This window comes from Citrobacter sp. CK189 (assembly GCF_030333505.1).
Lineage (GTDB): Bacteria > Pseudomonadota > Gammaproteobacteria > Enterobacterales > Enterobacteriaceae > Citrobacter_B > Citrobacter_B koseri.
The window spans coordinates 793,698-808,656 of record NZ_JAOWFV010000038.1 but is presented as its reverse complement, the minus strand read 5'-3'; the positions used below and the strand labels follow the sequence as shown (position 1 = coordinate 808,656).

Below are 14,959 nucleotides of genomic sequence, written 5' to 3'. Positions count from 1 at the left end.
GCGCCCCGGGAAAATAACTTACAGCGAGGGGGACGACAGGCGGTTGCCGTGCATCACTAACAGGTGATCGGAGTCGGCGGGCATACCGTCCGGTTTAACGTTTTCCAGGCGCAGAACATCACCCATAATCTGGCTGAACACCGGCGCCGACACCGCGCCGCCATAGTAAGATCCGTTTTGCGGATTGTTAATCACAACCACCAGCGCAAACTGCGGATCGCTGGCCGGAGCCACGCCCGCCGTATAGGCCACGTATTTATCGACATACTTACCGTCATCGCCGATTTTCTTCGCCGTACCGGTTTTTACCGCCACGCGATAATCTCTGACTGCGGCTTTGGTTCCTCCCCCGCCGGGGAGCGCGACGCTCTCCATCATATGCTCAACCTGATGCACCAGTTCGGCGGGCATCACACGCGTCCCCACAACGGGCGGATCAATACGCGTAATGGAAAGCGGTCGGTAGATACCAAAACTGCCGATGGTGGCATATACGTGCGCCAGCTGGAGCGGCGTCACCATCAGACCGTACCCGAAGGCAAACGTCGCCCGATCCAGATCGCTCCAGTAACGACGCTGCGGCAGTAAGCCGCTGCTCTCCCCGGTGAGCCCCAGTCCCGTAGACTGCCCAAAGCCAAAGCCTTTATACGTATCCAGCAGTCGTTGAACCGGCATAGCGAGCGAGAGACGCGACACGCCGGTATCACTCGATTTTTGCAGGATTCCGGTCAAACTCAGCTCCGGGTAATACCCCACGTCACGAATCCGGTGGCCGTCAAGATTAAACGGATGCGTATCAATCACGCTGTCGGGCTGGACAATGCCCTGCTGAAGCGCCGTCATGATCACCAGCGGCTTGACCGTGGAACCCGGTTCAAAGGTATCGCTGATGGCACGGTTGCGAAAATCATCCAGCACGGCGCCTTCCCGGTTATTCGGATTAAAGTCCGGGAAGCTTGCCATCGACAGAATTTCCCCCGTCGCGATGTTGACCAGTACCGCCGCGCCGGACTCCGCTTTGTTCCAGGTGACGGCGTTATCCAGCGCATCCTCCGTCACTGTCTGTAGACGTTCATCAATACTGAGCTGAAGCTCATGCGCTGGCACAGGATTTGTTTCGGTTATGTTCTCGATAACATGACCAAACTTATCTTTGCGAACAAGGCGGGAACCGGGTTTCCCCGTCAGTTGGGCATTAAAACTTTTCTCAATCCCCTCAATCCCCTGCCCGTCAATGTTGGTAAAGCCAATCAGGTTGGCTGCCACATGCCCTGCCGGATAAAAACGCCGGGACTCTTCACGCAGGTTAATGCCAGGAAGATTGAGCTTATCGATCCATTCGGCCTGCTGCGGCGAAATCTGGCGCGCCAGATAGATAAACCGCCCGGCAGGATTGCTGTTTACCCGCTCAGCCAGCGTAGCCAGTGAAAGATGCAGCGTCTGCGCCAGCGCCTGCCAGCGTTGGTTATACCCCACGCCGCCTTTACTGACGATCGTCTTCGGATCGGCCCAGACCGCATTGACCGGCACACTAACGGCTAACGGACGCCCTTCTCTGTCGGTAATCATGCCGCGTGGCGACGCCGTGGTGACCTCACGTAACGAACGCCTGTCCTCTTGTTTAACCAGATTTGTCGGCGTGATGATCTGTAACCACGCCACGCGTCCCAGCAATAACCCCATACTCAGCAAAATCGCCACGCACAGCAGTACAAAACGGATGGGAGCAAAATTACGCACGGCGCCGTCGCTTTTCTTTTTCACCTGGTCTCCAGCAAGGTCGTTTTTCAGGTGATTGATTTAACGGGAATTGACGAGGGAAAGCGGGAAAAACAATGCTACGAACATCGCGGCTTTGCAACAAAGCGCTAACAGAAGTGTATTCAGAAATATTTTGAAGGAACCTGAATTAAAAAGCCCCGCACTGGCGAGGCTTTATATCTGAGGTTGATGCGCCTTGGCGCTTCAAATCAGTGGTGTCGATCAGATAGCTGTTACGTTAACAGCAGCCGGACCTTTCTGGCCGTCCTGAATTTCGAACTCAACGTTCTGGCCTTCAGCCAGAGTTTTGAAGCCGTTACCCTGGATAGCGGAGAAGTGTACGAACACATCTTTGCTGCCATCAGCCGGAGTAATGAAGCCAAAACCTTTAGACTCGTTGAACCACTTAACTTGACCTTTAATCTTTGCCATTTGCAAAATTCCTTAGAGTGTTTTCTTCGCCCGCAGGCATAACATAGATAAAACTGAGACATTACTGCTTGAGGCACTAATATAAGGTTCGGCAGAGAAGCGGTATTCAACGTCAACGTGTTTACTCAGGACTTCTTTACTGAAAATGCCACACATAAACAGAACTGTACCTCGTTTAACCCAAAACGTGTTATCACATACAACGTTAATTATGGCAAGCCATTTTTAAACGTGTCTCGATCAGTCGCACAAATCCAGAGAGATATCAAAGATCAACTGCACAGTTATGCGGCACAGTTCCCGACGATATATTATCGCTTCTCCAGGCGCCTTTCGACAGGCTTACGCCCGTACAGCGGCTTTTCTACCATAGCTCAATAACTTCGGTTGTTCCAGGTCATGCGTTGATCTTATCGATACGGTAAACAGATATCACTTTTTATGCTTTGTAATGCATAAATTGTCACAACGCAAAAAAACCAATATTGTTTAAAAATGCGAAGTATTCGACCATTTTTCATCCGTTTCACTGATAGCCAATACGTGCTTTGGTTGTGCACCAAAATAATGAAAGAATGATGACAATGCACAAAAAAAGTGAGAGAAACGTTTCGCTATTAATAAAAACGATCGCTATCACAAAAGCGACATAATCACATTATTAGCGTATGGATAAATATATTTAAGGAGAGATTAAGTTAAAGCATTAAATGATCAATGAAATAACAGACCTGGTATACACAGGGTTACATTAATGAAAACAGGATGGGCCTGCCTGAAGGAATGGCTGGCAGACGCGCATCCTGTCTCTGCTTGTCGTTACCGTTCAGCGACCAGACGGATGATATCGTCATCCTCTTCCTGAGGTTTCGCTTCAGACTCGGCCTCAGCGACTTTTTCAGGCTCGTTAGCTTCGCACAGACGGCGTAGCAAGGCATTTTGCCGCTTTTGCTGATCCAGCAGCGCTTCAAGCAGCTCAATCTGCTCATTTGTTCTTGAACTTGCCCGGTTCACAAAAAACCACAGGACCAGCCCGACAATCAGAACCACCACCGATACAATCAAAGACGTAAAAGTCAGTACGCCAGAATTCAGAACTTCGTTCATGTTACCACCTCAATGTAGACGCCGTATTTTACCACTGCTACACGGGAAGGTAATCAACTGTTGTAAAAATGCTATCACCAGGGGATAAATTTATTGATGGCACAAATTCCGTTGAAAAATTGTACATCCTGATCGCACATTATGTTGAACACCTGCGCCCACAGCAGCAGACATACCAACGCAACAATAATCAGGATTACCCACCGAAACTTTTTCACTCCGCTCTCCGCATCCACATCTTATGCCATCAAATTACCACGCGTTATCTAAACCGGAACTAACTGGAGCGACATTATATACTTTTAGGAATGATACACTTGTTTCAGTGGGCGTTCAGGCTACCCTTATTCTAACCAAAAAAAGAAAAGAGGTAGTAATGCGTTTGATCATTCGCGCGATTGTTTTGATTGCTCTGGTATGGATTGGTTTATTGCTCAGTGGCTATGGGGTTCTGATTGGCAGCAAGGAGAACGCCGCCGGTCTGGGTCTGCAATGTCAATATCTGACCGCTCGCGGCACCAGTACAGCGCAATATGTCCATACTGACAGTGGCATCATTGGTCTGTCAGACTGTCCTGTATTCAGAAAAAGCGCCGTGGTGGTCGATAACGGCTAATCTGGCATCACATCCATTCATCTGCATAAATATCAGGCATAACGTGGTTATGCCTTTTTAATGCGTTTTTTAGCAGGAGAAACCTCTCTCCCGCCCCTTTTCAGGGCAATAAAAAAGCCAGCAGGTATCTTCTACCGGCTGGCTTCTGAACGCCTCAGGGCACGCTCACCTCAGAATGGATAGTCGTTGTAACCCATCTGCTCAGAGATTTTACGCGCTGCCGTGTGCAGCATAGCGACATACTCATGCAGACGTTCTTCGGAGAAACGCAGCGTCGGGAACGAAATGCTCAGACCGGCGATCACCACGCCAAAACGGTCGAACACCGGAACGCCAATACAGCGCAGACCTTCTTCCTGCTCTTCGTTATCTTCGCCGTACCCCTGCTCGCGCACCTGATCCAACATCGGCAGTAACGCCTCGGTGCTGGTAATCGTGCGCGCGGTGCTACGTTTGTACTCCACGCCATCCAGTATCTGTTTGACTTCATCACGGTCGCGCCATGCCAGCAGCACTTTACCAATTGCGGTGCTGTACAGCGGGTTACGGCGGCCAATGCGGGAATACATGCGCAAATTGTACATGGAGTCGATTTTATGAATGTAGACAATGCTGTCTTCATCCAGCGCACCGAGGTGAATTGTCTCTTTGGTCAGACGGGAAATTTCACGCATCTGAATATCAGCGCTACGGATCAGATCAACGTTTTGCAGCGCACGGGCGCCCAGCTCAAACAATTTCAGGGTCAGCGAATATTTTTCAGATTCACCTTCCTGCGCGACATAACCCAGCGTTTTCATCGTTTGTAAAAAGCGATAAACGGTGCTTTTAGACATCATGACACGTTGCGACAGCTCGGTGATCCCTATTTCGCGCTCTTCACCCAGCGCTTGCAGAATGCCAAAAACCTTCAGCACAGAAGAAACAGAATCAGGTTGTTTATCCAGATCTGCGATAGCCATTTATCACCTCATTGCGAGTGTTTTATAAAAATCAGAACCGGTTTTTATTATAATTTCACGTCATGGCGGTCGCAATCCATCTTTGCTTACTTAGTTACAAATCTGCGACATAACCCCGCGATATCAATGCTAAAATCATTACTCTGATCATAATCCCCCGAAAGACATTGACTCTCTATGGACAAAATCCAGGCCGATGGCCTGCCATTACCCCAGCGTTACGGCGCCATTTTAACCATCATTATTGGTATCTCGATGGCCGTGCTGGATGGCGCAATCGCGAATGTCGCGCTCCCTACCATTGCAACCGATCTCCAGGCGTCCGCCGCCCGATCGATCTGGGTTGTTAACGCCTACCAAATCGCGATCGTGGTTTCTCTCTTATCGCTCTCGTTTCTGGGGGACATGTTCGGCTATCGACGCATCTATAAATACGGCCTGGTCATTTTCCTGTTTTCGTCGCTGTTTTGCGCGCTGTCGGACTCCCTGGAAATGCTGACGCTTGCGCGCGTCGCGCAGGGGTTTGGCGGCGCCGCGCTGATGAGCGTGAACACGGCGCTGATCCGGCTTATCTATCCGCAACGCCACCTTGGGCGCGGAATGGGCATCAACTCCTTCATCGTCGCGGTGTCTTCGGCTGCGGGGCCGACCATTGCGGCAGCAATCCTGTCGATAGCGTCATGGAAATGGCTGTTCCTGATTAACGTTCCGTTAGGCATTATCGCATTGCTGTTGGCTATGCGTTTCTTACCCCCAAACAGTGCTCGTAGCGCCAAACCGCGCTTCGACTTGCCCAGCGCAGTGATGAACGCCTTAACCTTCGGCTTGCTGATCACCGCTCTCAGCGGATTCGCACAGGGGCAACCTTTAACGCTGATTGGCGCAGAACTGGCGGTTATGCTTGTCGTCGGTTTCTTCTTCATTCGCCGCCAGCTCTCACTCCCGGTGCCTTTGTTACCGATTGACTTACTACGCATTCCGCTCTTTTCTCTGTCGATCTGCACCAGTATTTGCTCTTTCTGCGCGCAGATGCTGGCGATGGTTTCCCTTCCCTTCTATCTGCAAACGGTACTGGGGCGTAGCGAAGTCGAGACCGGGTTATTGCTGACGCCCTGGCCGCTGGCGACAATGGTGATGGCGCCGCTGGCGGGCTACTTAATTGAACGGGTTCATGCCGGGCTGCTGGGCGCGTCAGGACTGATAATTATGGCCACAGGACTTTTTGCGCTGATGCTGCTGCCAGCCTCGCCGTCAGATATCAGTATCATCTGGCCGATGATCCTTTGCGGAGCCGGTTTTGGCTTATTCCAGTCGCCCAATAACCACACGATTATCACCTCTGCGCCACGCGATCGCAGCGGAGGGGCCAGCGGGATGCTGGGCACGGCGCGTCTTCTGGGCCAGAGTACCGGCGCAGCGCTGGTTGCGCTCATGTTGAATCAGTTTGCGGACAACGGTACGCATATTTCCCTGATGACGGCGGGCATCCTGGCGACCGTAGCCGCCATTATCAGCGGCTTGCGCATCACTCAACCCCGCTCCGTGGCGTAAAAAAAAAAGCGCATCAGATGATGCGCTTTTTTAGAATGCCAGGCATACCGCCTTACTTCAGGTACTCGCCGCTACGCAGCGCTTCAATACGCTTATCCAGCGGCGGGTGAGTCATGAACAACTCGCTCAGTGACTTCGACTTGCCGTTGATGCAGAACGCCATCATGCTGTTGGCTTCCTGCGGCTCATAGCTGGTTTTCAGGCGCTGCAACGCGGCAATCATCTTTTCACGGCCGACAAGCTTCGCAGAACCGGCGTCCGCATGGAATTCACGGTGACGTGAGAACCACATGGTGATAATGCTTGCCAGTATCCCGAACACCAGTTCAAGAACCATCGCCACCGCGAAATAGATCATTGGGTTGCCGTTGCTGCTTTCACCCTCATCACGGTTTCCACCGAGGAAGCCCGCGGCGATCTGCGCGATAATACGCGAGATGAAGATCACAAAGGTGTTCACAACCCCCTGAATCAGCGTCATGGTGACCATATCGCCATTAGCGATGTGGCTGATCTCATGCGCGATAACGGCTTCGGCTTCATCCGGGCTCATGTTTTGCAACAAGCCGGTGCTCACCGCAACCAGCGATGCATCACGGCGCGCGCCGGTCGCAAACGCGTTGATATCCGGCGCATGATAGATAGCCACCTGCGGCATAGCGATTCCGGCCTGACGCGCCTGCGTCGCCACCGTGTTCATCAGCCAGCGTTCTCTTTCATTACGCGGTTGCTCAATGACTTCCCCACCCACGGACTTTAACGCCATCCATTTGGACATCAGCAGCGAAATGAAGGAACCACCAAAACCAAACAGCAGCGCCATAATCAGCAAGCCTTGTACGCTGCTTGACTGTATCCCTGTCAGGCTCAGCACCAGCCCGAAAACGACCATCACGGCCAGGTTCGTCAGCAGGAAGAGCGCGATTCGCATCATAATTTTCTTTTAACCTCAACTTAACAAAACGCACTATGCGATACCCACATCGTATGGGTCTTGTGGCTATTTTCAAGCATCTGCGGGCGGTAAGTCACCAGAAAGACACAACTTTACATTTTGTTGCATAAGACTGACGGCTTAATGCGCTTGTTAAAAAAACAGGCACAATTTCTTGTGCCTGCTTGACGCTATTTGCTGGTTGCGGGTTGCTCCGCGGGCTTCTCTTTCTCAAGATGCGCCAGATCCAGCGCTATCCGTACCGTTTCATCCAGATACGGATCCGGCTCTTTATAATCCTTCGGCAGATCGTCCAGTTTCTTCAGAAGCGGCTTGCCTTCACGTTTAAACCGATCGTTGATACGCGCCAGACGCAGAGCATCGTCTTCGTTATTCTCTTTTTCGCGCTGGGCGAAATTGAGAGAGGCGATATTGCGCTTATCTTTCATCGCGTTAAAACGGGCAATGTCCTTCAGGATGTACTGGAACTCAGGATCGTTCGCGATGCGCGCGTTATGCTCTTTCAGCAGTTCCGGGCCAAACGGCGTTAAATCATCTGACTTCACGTACGTTGCCGCATCAATGCTGTCCCACGGCAAGGCGTTGTCTTCAAACTTCTCGCCGGTTTCCGTCTCTTCATTCCCCGTCGGCATGACGATATCCGGCGTGACGCCTTTACGCTGCGTGCTGCCGCCGTTAACACGGTAGAATTTCTGAATGGTGTACTGCACGGAGCCCAGCGCAGGCCATTCAGGACGCAGCATCTGATCATAAATACGGTTCAGAGAGCGGTACTGCTGTACGGTGCCTTTACCGAAAGTCGGTTCACCGACAATCAATGCGCGACCGTAATCCTGCATCGCTGCGGCAAAAATCTCCGACGCGGATGCGCTGAAGCGATCGACCAGTACCACCAGCGGGCCTTTGTAATACACCACGCCATCGGTATCGGCGTCTTCACGCACTTTACCGTTGTTGTCACGAACCTGAACAACCGGGCCAGACGGGATAAACAGACCGGACAGCGAAACCGCTTCGGTCAGCGCGCCGCCGCCGTTGGTGCGCAGATCGATAACAATGCTGCTCACGTTCTGTTTTTCCAGTTTCTGTAGCTGGACTTTGACGTCATCCGTCAGCCCCACATAGAACCCCGGAATATCCAGCACGCCGACTTTCTCTTTACCGACCGTTTTCACCGTCATTTTAACGGCGCGGTCTTCAAGACGAATGCGTTCGCGCGTCAGCGTAATGGTTCGCGTTTTCGTGCCCTTACCGGCAGGCAGAATTTCAAGACGAACTTTGCTGCCTTTCGGCCCTTTGATCAGCGCCACCACGTCATCAAGACGCCAGCCGATCACATCAACCATTCCTTTCCCCGTCTGGCCTACGCCTACAATGCGATCGCCTACGCTTATCGCCTTGCTTTTTGCCGCCGGGCCGCCGGCAACCATCGAGTTGATGACCGTGTAGTCATCGTCCATTTGCAGAACCGCGCCAATACCTTCCAGAGACAGGCTCATTTCAGTATTGAACTGTTCGGTATTTCGCGGAGAAAGGTAGTTGGTATGCGGGTCGATTTCGCGCGCAAATGCGGTCATCGCCAGTGAGAACACGTCTTCACTGTTGGTTTGCGCCAGACGGCGAATCGCAGATTTGTAACGACGCGTCAGCGTTTCGCGAATTTCTTTATCGTTCTTGCCCGTCAGCTTCAGGCTAAGTTCGTCGAATTTCACCTTGCCATCCCACAACGCGTTCAGCTCAGCCTCATTTTTCGGCCAGGGCGCTTTGCTGCGGTCAAGGTTAAACGTGTCGTTACCGGTGAAATCCATCGGGCGTTCCAGCACGCTTAACGCGTACTGATAACGTTCGAAACGGCGTTTTTGCGCCAGGTTATAGAGGTCATAGAAGACATCCAGTTTACCTGTACGCAGCTCATCGCCGAGGACAGTTTTGCTTTTCGCAAACTGCTCCACATCACTCGCCAGCAGCACATTGTGGCTGTAGTCGAGCAGATTAAGATAGCGATCGAAAATCTTTGCCGAAAACGCCTGATCCAGGTTGAACTGACGATAGTGGGAACGTGTAAAGCGCGAAGTCACGCGCTCACTCACGGTCGCATGCTGCGTTTCTTCCTTCAGAACGGGAATTTGATCGGCGCGCGTAATGTCATCGACGGCGAAGGACTGGCCTGCTATTGCAAGCAAGCCAGCTAACGCGGTAAGCCTAAAAAAAGTGTTCATGCCAGGCCTGGCCTCCGTTTCAGAACACCAGGTGTTCTGCGCGTACAATCAAAGACATACCCGAATTCAGCTGCACACGGACGCCATCTTTGGTGACTTCTAATACGGTGGCATCCATCGCATTGTTGCCTGCTTTCACCTTCAGTGACTGCCCTACCGTCAGCGCTGAAATATCAGACACCGGGGTATGCTGTTCTTCGCGTGGTGCGCGTGGTGCTTTAGCCGCCGGTTTTTCAGCGCGAGGAGTACGCGGAGTCGTCTCTTTACGACGTGGCGCAGGACGCGGTTTACGCTCACGGCGCGGAGCGTCTTCTTTTTCGCCTGCCGCAGCGGCAGCTTCGCGTTTTTTCGCCTGCTGTTCCGCACGTTGCGCCTGGACGCGTGCTTTCGCTTCTTCAAGCTGCTTACGCGCATGTTCAACGTGCTGCTCATCCAGCTCACCGCAAGGGTTGCCGTCGAGATCGACACGCGTTGCGCCCGGCTTAACGCCGTACAGGTAACGCCAGCTTGAAGTATAAAGACGTAAAGCGGAACGAAGTTGTGTCTTGCTGAGGTTCATTTCGCCCTCAACACGCTCTACCAGATCCTGAAAAATGCCAATTTTCAGCGGGCGCGCTTCGCCTTCCGCACTAAAACACTGTGGAAAACGTTCGGCCAGAAACGCGATAACTTCTTTACTGCTATTCAACTTAGGTTGATTTTCCATGAAATTTCCTGATTACAACGGACGTAGCCAACAAGCCGCAGGCATGAACAGGCGTCATTATAATGACGCCATCAGTAATTGCTACGTTATCCGTTGATTATCCTGCAACGGTCGCAAAGAATTTTTTGTAATCCGTCGTTGCAAGCACGGTTTCAAGCCGCGCGACAAGCTCACGCAGGCCTTGCTCATCCTCTTCGGTAAAGCGGCCAAATACCGTGCTATCAATGTCCAGCACGCCGATTATCTGATTGTCTACCGTCAGAGGCAGCACAATTTCAGCATTGCTGGCGCTATCGCAGGCGATGTGTCCGTCAAACGCATGAACGTCCTCAATGCGCTGCACCTGGTTCTGCGCGACCGCCGTACCACAGACGCCGCGTCCAACCGGGATCCGCACACAGGCGAGTTTCCCCTGGAACGGCCCCAGCACCAGCGTGTCGTTTTCCAGCAGATAGAACCCCGCCCAGTTGACGCCCGAAAGGCGCTCAAACAGCAGCGCGCTGGTATTTGCCAGGGTAGCGAGAAAACTGGTTTCACCTGCCATTACTGCCTGAAAGTCGCGGTTAAGATCCGCGTATAGCTCTGTTTTGCTCATTATATAGTCACTTAGTTGTCTTACTCTAAAACTACAGCCTATTAAAATAAGCATTAAATGCGTTAATGCTCAAGATCATTCCCGTCATGAGTTAAGATTACATTAATCTAACACTTTGATTCACGATACATGGCCCTGAACACCCCGCGACTCACGCCAACAAAGAGAATAACGGTCTGGTCTATCAGTGAAGCGTTGCCCCGCGCCCATTATCAGCGCTGCCCCCAATGCGACATGCTGTTTAGCCTGCCGAAAATGCAATCGCACCAGAGCGCATATTGCCCACGTTGCCAGGCCAAAATTCGCGATGGACGCGACTGGTCACTGACGCGTCTGGCGGCGCTGGCCGTTACGATGCTGCTGCTGATGCCCTTTGCCTGGGGCGAGCCGCTATTGCGTATCTGGCTGTTAGGGGTGCGTATTGACGCCAATGTGATGCAGGGCATCTGGCAGATGACCAGGCAAGGCGATCCGCTTACGGCCGCCATGGTGCTCTTCTGCGTGGCGGGCGCGCCGTTAATTCTGGTCACCGCCATCGCTTATCTATGGTTCGGTAATATTCTCGGCATGAATCTGCGTCCGGTATTGCTGATGCTGGAGAGGCTCAAAGAGTGGGTGATGCTCGACATTTATCTGGTCGGTATCGGGGTCGCCTCGATCAAAGTGCAGGATTACGCCTTCCTGCAACCCGGCCTGGGGCTTTACGCCTTTGTGGCGCTGGTGATCCTCAGTATTCTGACGCTGTCGCATCTCAATGTGGAGCAACTCTGGGAGCGCTTTTACCCACAACGCCCCGCCCGACGCCCGGACGAAAAACTTCGCGTCTGTCTCGGATGCCACTTCACCGGTTATCCTGACTCACGGGGACGTTGCCCCCGTTGCCATATCCCGCTACGCCTGCGCAGAAATCAGAGCATACAGAAATGCTGGGCGGCGCTGCTGGCCTCTGTCGTCCTGCTGCTGCCCGCAAACCTGATGCCGATATCCATTATTTACGTGAATGGCGGGCGTCAGGAGGACACGATTTTATCGGGCATTATGTCGCTGGCGAACAGCAATATCGCCGTGGCGGCCGTGGTCTTTATCGCCAGTATTCTGGTGCCATTTACCAAAGTTATTGTGATGTTTACACTGCTGCTCAGCATCCATTTCAAATGTGAGCAAGGGCTGCGTACGCGCATCCTGCTGCTGCGGATGGTGACCTGGATCGGCCGTTGGTCCATGCTGGATCTCTTTGTTATTTCGTTAACGATGTCGCTGATTAATCGCGATCAGATACTCGCTTTTACTATGGGACCGGCTGCGTTTTATTTCGGCGCAGCGGTAATATTGACTATTCTTGCAGTGGAATGGCTGGATAGCCGCTTACTTTGGGATGCACATGAGTCAGGAAACGCCTGCTTCGCCGACTGAAGCGCAGATAAAAACAAAACGTCGTATTTCCCCTTTCTGGCTGCTGCCGTTTATCGCATTGATGATCGCAGGCTGGCTGATTTGGGGAAGTTATGAAGATCGCGGCAACACCGTGACGATCGACTTTATGTCGGCGGATGGCATTGTTCCGGGGCGGACGCCTGTGCGCTATCAGGGCGTTGAAGTGGGTACGGTGCAGGACATCAGCCTGAGTAAAGACCTGCGCAAGATAGAAGTGCGCGTCAGCATTAAGTCAAACATGAAAGATGCCTTGCGCGAGGAGACCCAGTTCTGGCTGGTGACGCCAAAAGCGTCGCTGGCGGGCGTTTCGGGTCTGGACGCGCTGGTCGGCGGGAACTATATCGGCATGATGCCCGGCAAAGGAGCCGAGAAAGATCACTTTGTCGCGCTTGATACCCAGCCGAAATACCGTCTGGACAACGGCGACCTGATGATCCATCTTCACGCGCCTGACCTTGGCTCTCTTAACAGCGGGTCGCTGGTCTATTTCCGCAAAATTCCGGTGGGTCGGGTATATGACTATGCCATCAATCCCAACAAACAGGGCGTCACCATTGACGTACTGATTGAGCGTCGGTTCACAAACCTGGTGAAAAAAGGCAGCCGTTTCTGGAATGTCTCCGGCGTCAATGCGGATGTCAGCCTTAGCGGCGCGAAGGTGAAGCTGGAGAGCCTGGCGGCGCTGGTAAATGGCGCAATCGCGTTTGACTCGCCCGACGATTCGCAGCCTGCAACCGCAGATGACGCATTTGGCCTCTACGAAGATTTAGCCCATAGCCAGCGCGGCGTCATCGTCAAACTTGAACTTCCCGGCGGCGACGGCCTGAAAGCCGACTCCACGCCGCTGATGTATCAGGGGCTTGAAGTGGGCGAGCTCACCAAATTAACGCTCAACCCCGGCGGGAAAGTCACGGGCGAAATGACGGTTGACCCCAGCGTGGTAACACTCCTGCGTGATAAGACGCGTATTGAGCTGCGCAGTCCAAAGCTGTCGCTGAGCGATGCCAGTATCAGTTCGCTTTTGACCGGCAAAACGTTTGAACTGGTGCCAGGCGAAGGCGAACCGCGCAGTGAATTCGTCGTGGTGCCTGGCGAAGAAGCCCTGCTCCATGAACCAAATGCGCTGACGTTAACCCTGACCGCCCCGGAAAGCTACGGTATTGACGCCGGTCAACCGCTGGTTCTGCATGGCGTGCAGGTGGGCCAGGTCATTGAACGTAAGTTATCCAGTAAAGGCGTTGCGTTCACGGTGGCTATCGATCCGCAACATCGCGCCCTGATTCAGGGTGACAGCAAATTTGTGGTCAACAGTCGCGTGGATATCAAAGTCGGTCTCGACGGCGTGGAGTTTCTCGGCGCCAGCGCCAGCGAGTGGGTGAGCGGCGGCATTCGTATTTTGCCCGGCACAAAAGGCGAAATGAAATCCAGCTACCCGCTGTACGCCAATCTGGAAAAGGCCGTGGAAAACAGCCTCAGCGACCTCCCCACGACCACGGTGAGCCTCACTGCTGAAACGCTCCCGGATGTACAAACGGGGTCAGTGGTGCTGTACCGTAAGTTTGAGGTAGGTGAAGTAATCACCGTGCGCCCACGCGCTAACGCCTTTGATATCGATCTGCATATCAAACCGGAATACCGCAACCTGTTAACCAGCAACAGCGTATTCTGGGCGGAAGGCGGGGCGAAGGTACAGCTTAACGGCAGCGGCCTGACCGTGCAGGCCTCTCCCCTGTCGCGTGCGCTGAAAGGCGCTATCAGTTTCGATAATCTGAGCGGCGCAAGCGCCAGCCAGCGTAAAGGCGACAAACGAATACTCTACGCCTCGGAAACCGCCGCCCGCGCGGTGGGTGGGCAAATCACCCTGCACGCCTTTGACGCCGGTAAACTCGCGGCGGGTATGCCGATTCGTTATCTCGGCATCGACATCGGCCAGATCCAGACGCTGGAGCTGATTACCGCGCGCAATGAGGTCCAGGCGAAAGCGGTGCTCTACCCGGAGTATGTCCAGACCTTTGCCCGAAGCGGTACGCGTTTCTCGGTGATCACGCCGCAAATCTCCGCCGCGGGCGTGGAGCATCTCGATACGATTTTGCAGCCCTACATTAACGTGGAACCCGGACGCGGCAATCCGCGTCGTGATTTCGAATTGCAGGAAGCAACCATTTCCGACTCGCGCTATCTTGATGGTCTGAGCATCGTCGTGGAGGCTCCTGAGGCAGGTTCGCTGAACATCGGCACGCCAGTGCTGTTCAGAGGTATCGAAGTGGGCACGGTAACGGGAATGACGTTAGGTTCGCTGTCTGACCGCGTGATGATTGCTATGCGCATCAGCCAGCGTTATCAGCATCTGGTGCGTAATAACTCCGTCTTCTGGCTGGCCTCCGGCTACAGTCTGGACTTTGGCCTGACCGGCGGCGTGGTGAAAACCGGCACCTTCAATCAATTCATTCGCGGCGGCATCGCGTTTGCAACCCCGCCAGGGACGCCGCTGGCGCCGAAGGCGCAGGCGGGTAAACACTTCCTGCTGCTGGAAAGCGAACCGAAAGAGTGGCGCGAATGGGGCACCGCCTTGCCACGTTAACTCCCCCGCTCCGGCGTGCTCGCGCCGGAGCATTTATGCT

General features: G+C 53.3%; 14 protein-coding genes. 4 read left to right on the top strand and 10 right to left on the bottom strand.

Features of this window, described 5'->3' with window-relative positions:
* Positions 1-18: 18 nt before the first annotated feature.
* The 5 genes from ftsI2 to mgrB all read right to left on the bottom strand — a co-directional run bounded on the left by ftsI2 (position 19) and on the right by mgrB (position 3,518).
* Positions 19-1,764 carry a peptidoglycan DD-transpeptidase FtsI2/PBP3(PARA) gene (gene ftsI2, locus OGV83_RS13805; RefSeq protein ID WP_047463226.1) on the bottom strand — a complete coding sequence of 582 codons (1,746 nt, stop codon included), beginning with the start codon at positions 1,762-1,764 and terminating at the stop codon, positions 19-21.
* 219 nt (positions 1,765-1,983) lie between these two features.
* Entirely contained in the window at positions 1,984-2,193 is a 210-nt protein-coding gene (cspE, locus tag OGV83_RS13800; protein WP_001062678.1) for a transcription antiterminator/RNA stability regulator CspE, read from the bottom strand.
* Between the two features lie 12 nt (positions 2,194-2,205).
* On the bottom strand, positions 2,206-2,349 hold the full coding sequence (locus tag OGV83_RS13795) for a DUF2627 domain-containing protein (protein ID WP_001537930.1): 144 nt from the start codon (positions 2,347-2,349) through the stop codon (positions 2,206-2,208).
* 663 nt (positions 2,350-3,012) lie between these two features.
* On the bottom strand, positions 3,013-3,300 hold the full coding sequence (locus OGV83_RS13790; RefSeq protein WP_012132046.1) for a YebO family protein: 288 nt from the start codon (positions 3,298-3,300) through the stop codon (positions 3,013-3,015).
* Positions 3,301-3,374: 74 nt separating this feature from the next.
* Positions 3,375-3,518, bottom strand: coding sequence for a PhoP/PhoQ regulatory lipoprotein MgrB (mgrB, locus tag OGV83_RS13785; RefSeq protein WP_024130265.1), 144 nt, complete (start codon positions 3,516-3,518; stop codon positions 3,375-3,377).
* A 158-nt stretch (positions 3,519-3,676) separates the two neighbouring features.
* Between mgrB and OGV83_RS13780 the strand changes: the two genes are divergently transcribed.
* A complete protein-coding gene (locus OGV83_RS13780) occupies positions 3,677-3,916 on the top strand; it encodes a YobH family protein (RefSeq protein WP_024130264.1) in 240 nt (79 codons plus the stop codon).
* Positions 3,917-4,086: 170 nt separating this feature from the next.
* Here OGV83_RS13780 and kdgR read toward each other — a convergent pair whose 3' ends face one another.
* Entirely contained in the window at positions 4,087-4,878 is a 792-nt protein-coding gene (gene kdgR, locus OGV83_RS13775; protein WP_012132042.1) for a DNA-binding transcriptional regulator KdgR, read from the bottom strand.
* A 177-nt stretch (positions 4,879-5,055) separates the two neighbouring features.
* On the opposite strand from kdgR, the gene OGV83_RS13770 reads away from it, so the two are divergent.
* On the top strand, positions 5,056-6,429 hold the full coding sequence (locus tag OGV83_RS13770) for an MFS transporter (RefSeq protein WP_047463223.1): 1,374 nt from the start codon (positions 5,056-5,058) through the stop codon (positions 6,427-6,429).
* A gap of 52 nt (positions 6,430-6,481) precedes the next feature.
* Here OGV83_RS13770 and htpX read toward each other — a convergent pair whose 3' ends face one another.
* From htpX to msrC, 4 genes are all read right to left on the bottom strand, one after another.
* Complete coding sequence (gene htpX / locus OGV83_RS13765) at positions 6,482-7,363, bottom strand: protease HtpX (RefSeq protein ID WP_012132039.1); 882 nt, start codon at positions 7,361-7,363, stop codon at positions 6,482-6,484.
* Between the two features lie 191 nt (positions 7,364-7,554).
* Entirely contained in the window at positions 7,555-9,603 is a 2,049-nt protein-coding gene (gene prc, locus OGV83_RS13760) for a carboxy terminal-processing peptidase (protein ID WP_012132038.1), read from the bottom strand.
* 19 nt (positions 9,604-9,622) lie between these two features.
* On the bottom strand, positions 9,623-10,309 hold the full coding sequence (proQ, locus tag OGV83_RS13755; RefSeq protein WP_012132037.1) for an RNA chaperone ProQ: 687 nt from the start codon (positions 10,307-10,309) through the stop codon (positions 9,623-9,625).
* Positions 10,310-10,406: 97 nt separating this feature from the next.
* Positions 10,407-10,904, bottom strand: coding sequence for a free L-methionine (R)-S-oxide reductase MsrC (gene msrC, locus OGV83_RS13750; protein WP_012132036.1), 498 nt, complete (start codon positions 10,902-10,904; stop codon positions 10,407-10,409).
* A 129-nt stretch (positions 10,905-11,033) separates the two neighbouring features.
* On the opposite strand from msrC, the gene yebS reads away from it, so the two are divergent.
* Positions 11,034-12,317, top strand: coding sequence for a membrane integrity lipid transport subunit YebS (gene yebS / locus OGV83_RS13745; RefSeq protein WP_024130263.1), 1,284 nt, complete (start codon positions 11,034-11,036; stop codon positions 12,315-12,317).
* The gene (locus OGV83_RS13740; protein WP_110494141.1) at positions 12,286-14,919 is read left to right on the top strand and encodes a PqiB family protein; all 2,634 of its coding nucleotides are present in this window, start codon (positions 12,286-12,288) and stop codon (positions 14,917-14,919) included. The genes yebS and OGV83_RS13740 overlap by 32 nt, the downstream gene beginning before the upstream one ends.
* Positions 14,920-14,959 lie beyond the last annotated feature (40 nt).

Excerpts from the sequence above, each read along its gene's own strand:
- OGV83_RS13780 (WP_024130264.1), top strand. The coding sequence starts at position 3,677 with ATGCGTTTGATCATTCGCGCGATTGTTTTGATTGCTCTGGTATGGATT.
- htpX (WP_012132039.1), bottom strand. The coding sequence starts at position 7,363 with ATGATGCGAATCGCGCTCTTCCTGCTGACGAACCTGGCCGTGATGGTC.
- cspE (WP_001062678.1), bottom strand. The coding sequence starts at position 2,193 with ATGGCAAAGATTAAAGGTCAAGTTAAGTGGTTCAACGAGTCTAAAGGT.
- kdgR (WP_012132042.1), bottom strand. The coding sequence starts at position 4,878 with ATGGCTATCGCAGATCTGGATAAACAACCTGATTCTGTTTCTTCTGTG.
- OGV83_RS13790 (WP_012132046.1), bottom strand. The coding sequence starts at position 3,300 with ATGAACGAAGTTCTGAATTCTGGCGTACTGACTTTTACGTCTTTGATT.
- yebS (WP_024130263.1), top strand. The coding sequence starts at position 11,034 with ATGGCCCTGAACACCCCGCGACTCACGCCAACAAAGAGAATAACGGTC.
- OGV83_RS13770 (WP_047463223.1), top strand. The coding sequence starts at position 5,056 with ATGGACAAAATCCAGGCCGATGGCCTGCCATTACCCCAGCGTTACGGC.
- msrC (WP_012132036.1), bottom strand. The coding sequence starts at position 10,904 with ATGAGCAAAACAGAGCTATACGCGGATCTTAACCGCGACTTTCAGGCA.
- proQ (WP_012132037.1), bottom strand. The coding sequence starts at position 10,309 with ATGGAAAATCAACCTAAGTTGAATAGCAGTAAAGAAGTTATCGCGTTT.
- prc (WP_012132038.1), bottom strand. The coding sequence starts at position 9,603 with ATGAACACTTTTTTTAGGCTTACCGCGTTAGCTGGCTTGCTTGCAATA.
- OGV83_RS13795 (WP_001537930.1), bottom strand. The coding sequence starts at position 2,349 with ATGTGTGGCATTTTCAGTAAAGAAGTCCTGAGTAAACACGTTGACGTT.
- OGV83_RS13740 (WP_110494141.1), top strand. The coding sequence starts at position 12,286 with ATGAGTCAGGAAACGCCTGCTTCGCCGACTGAAGCGCAGATAAAAACA.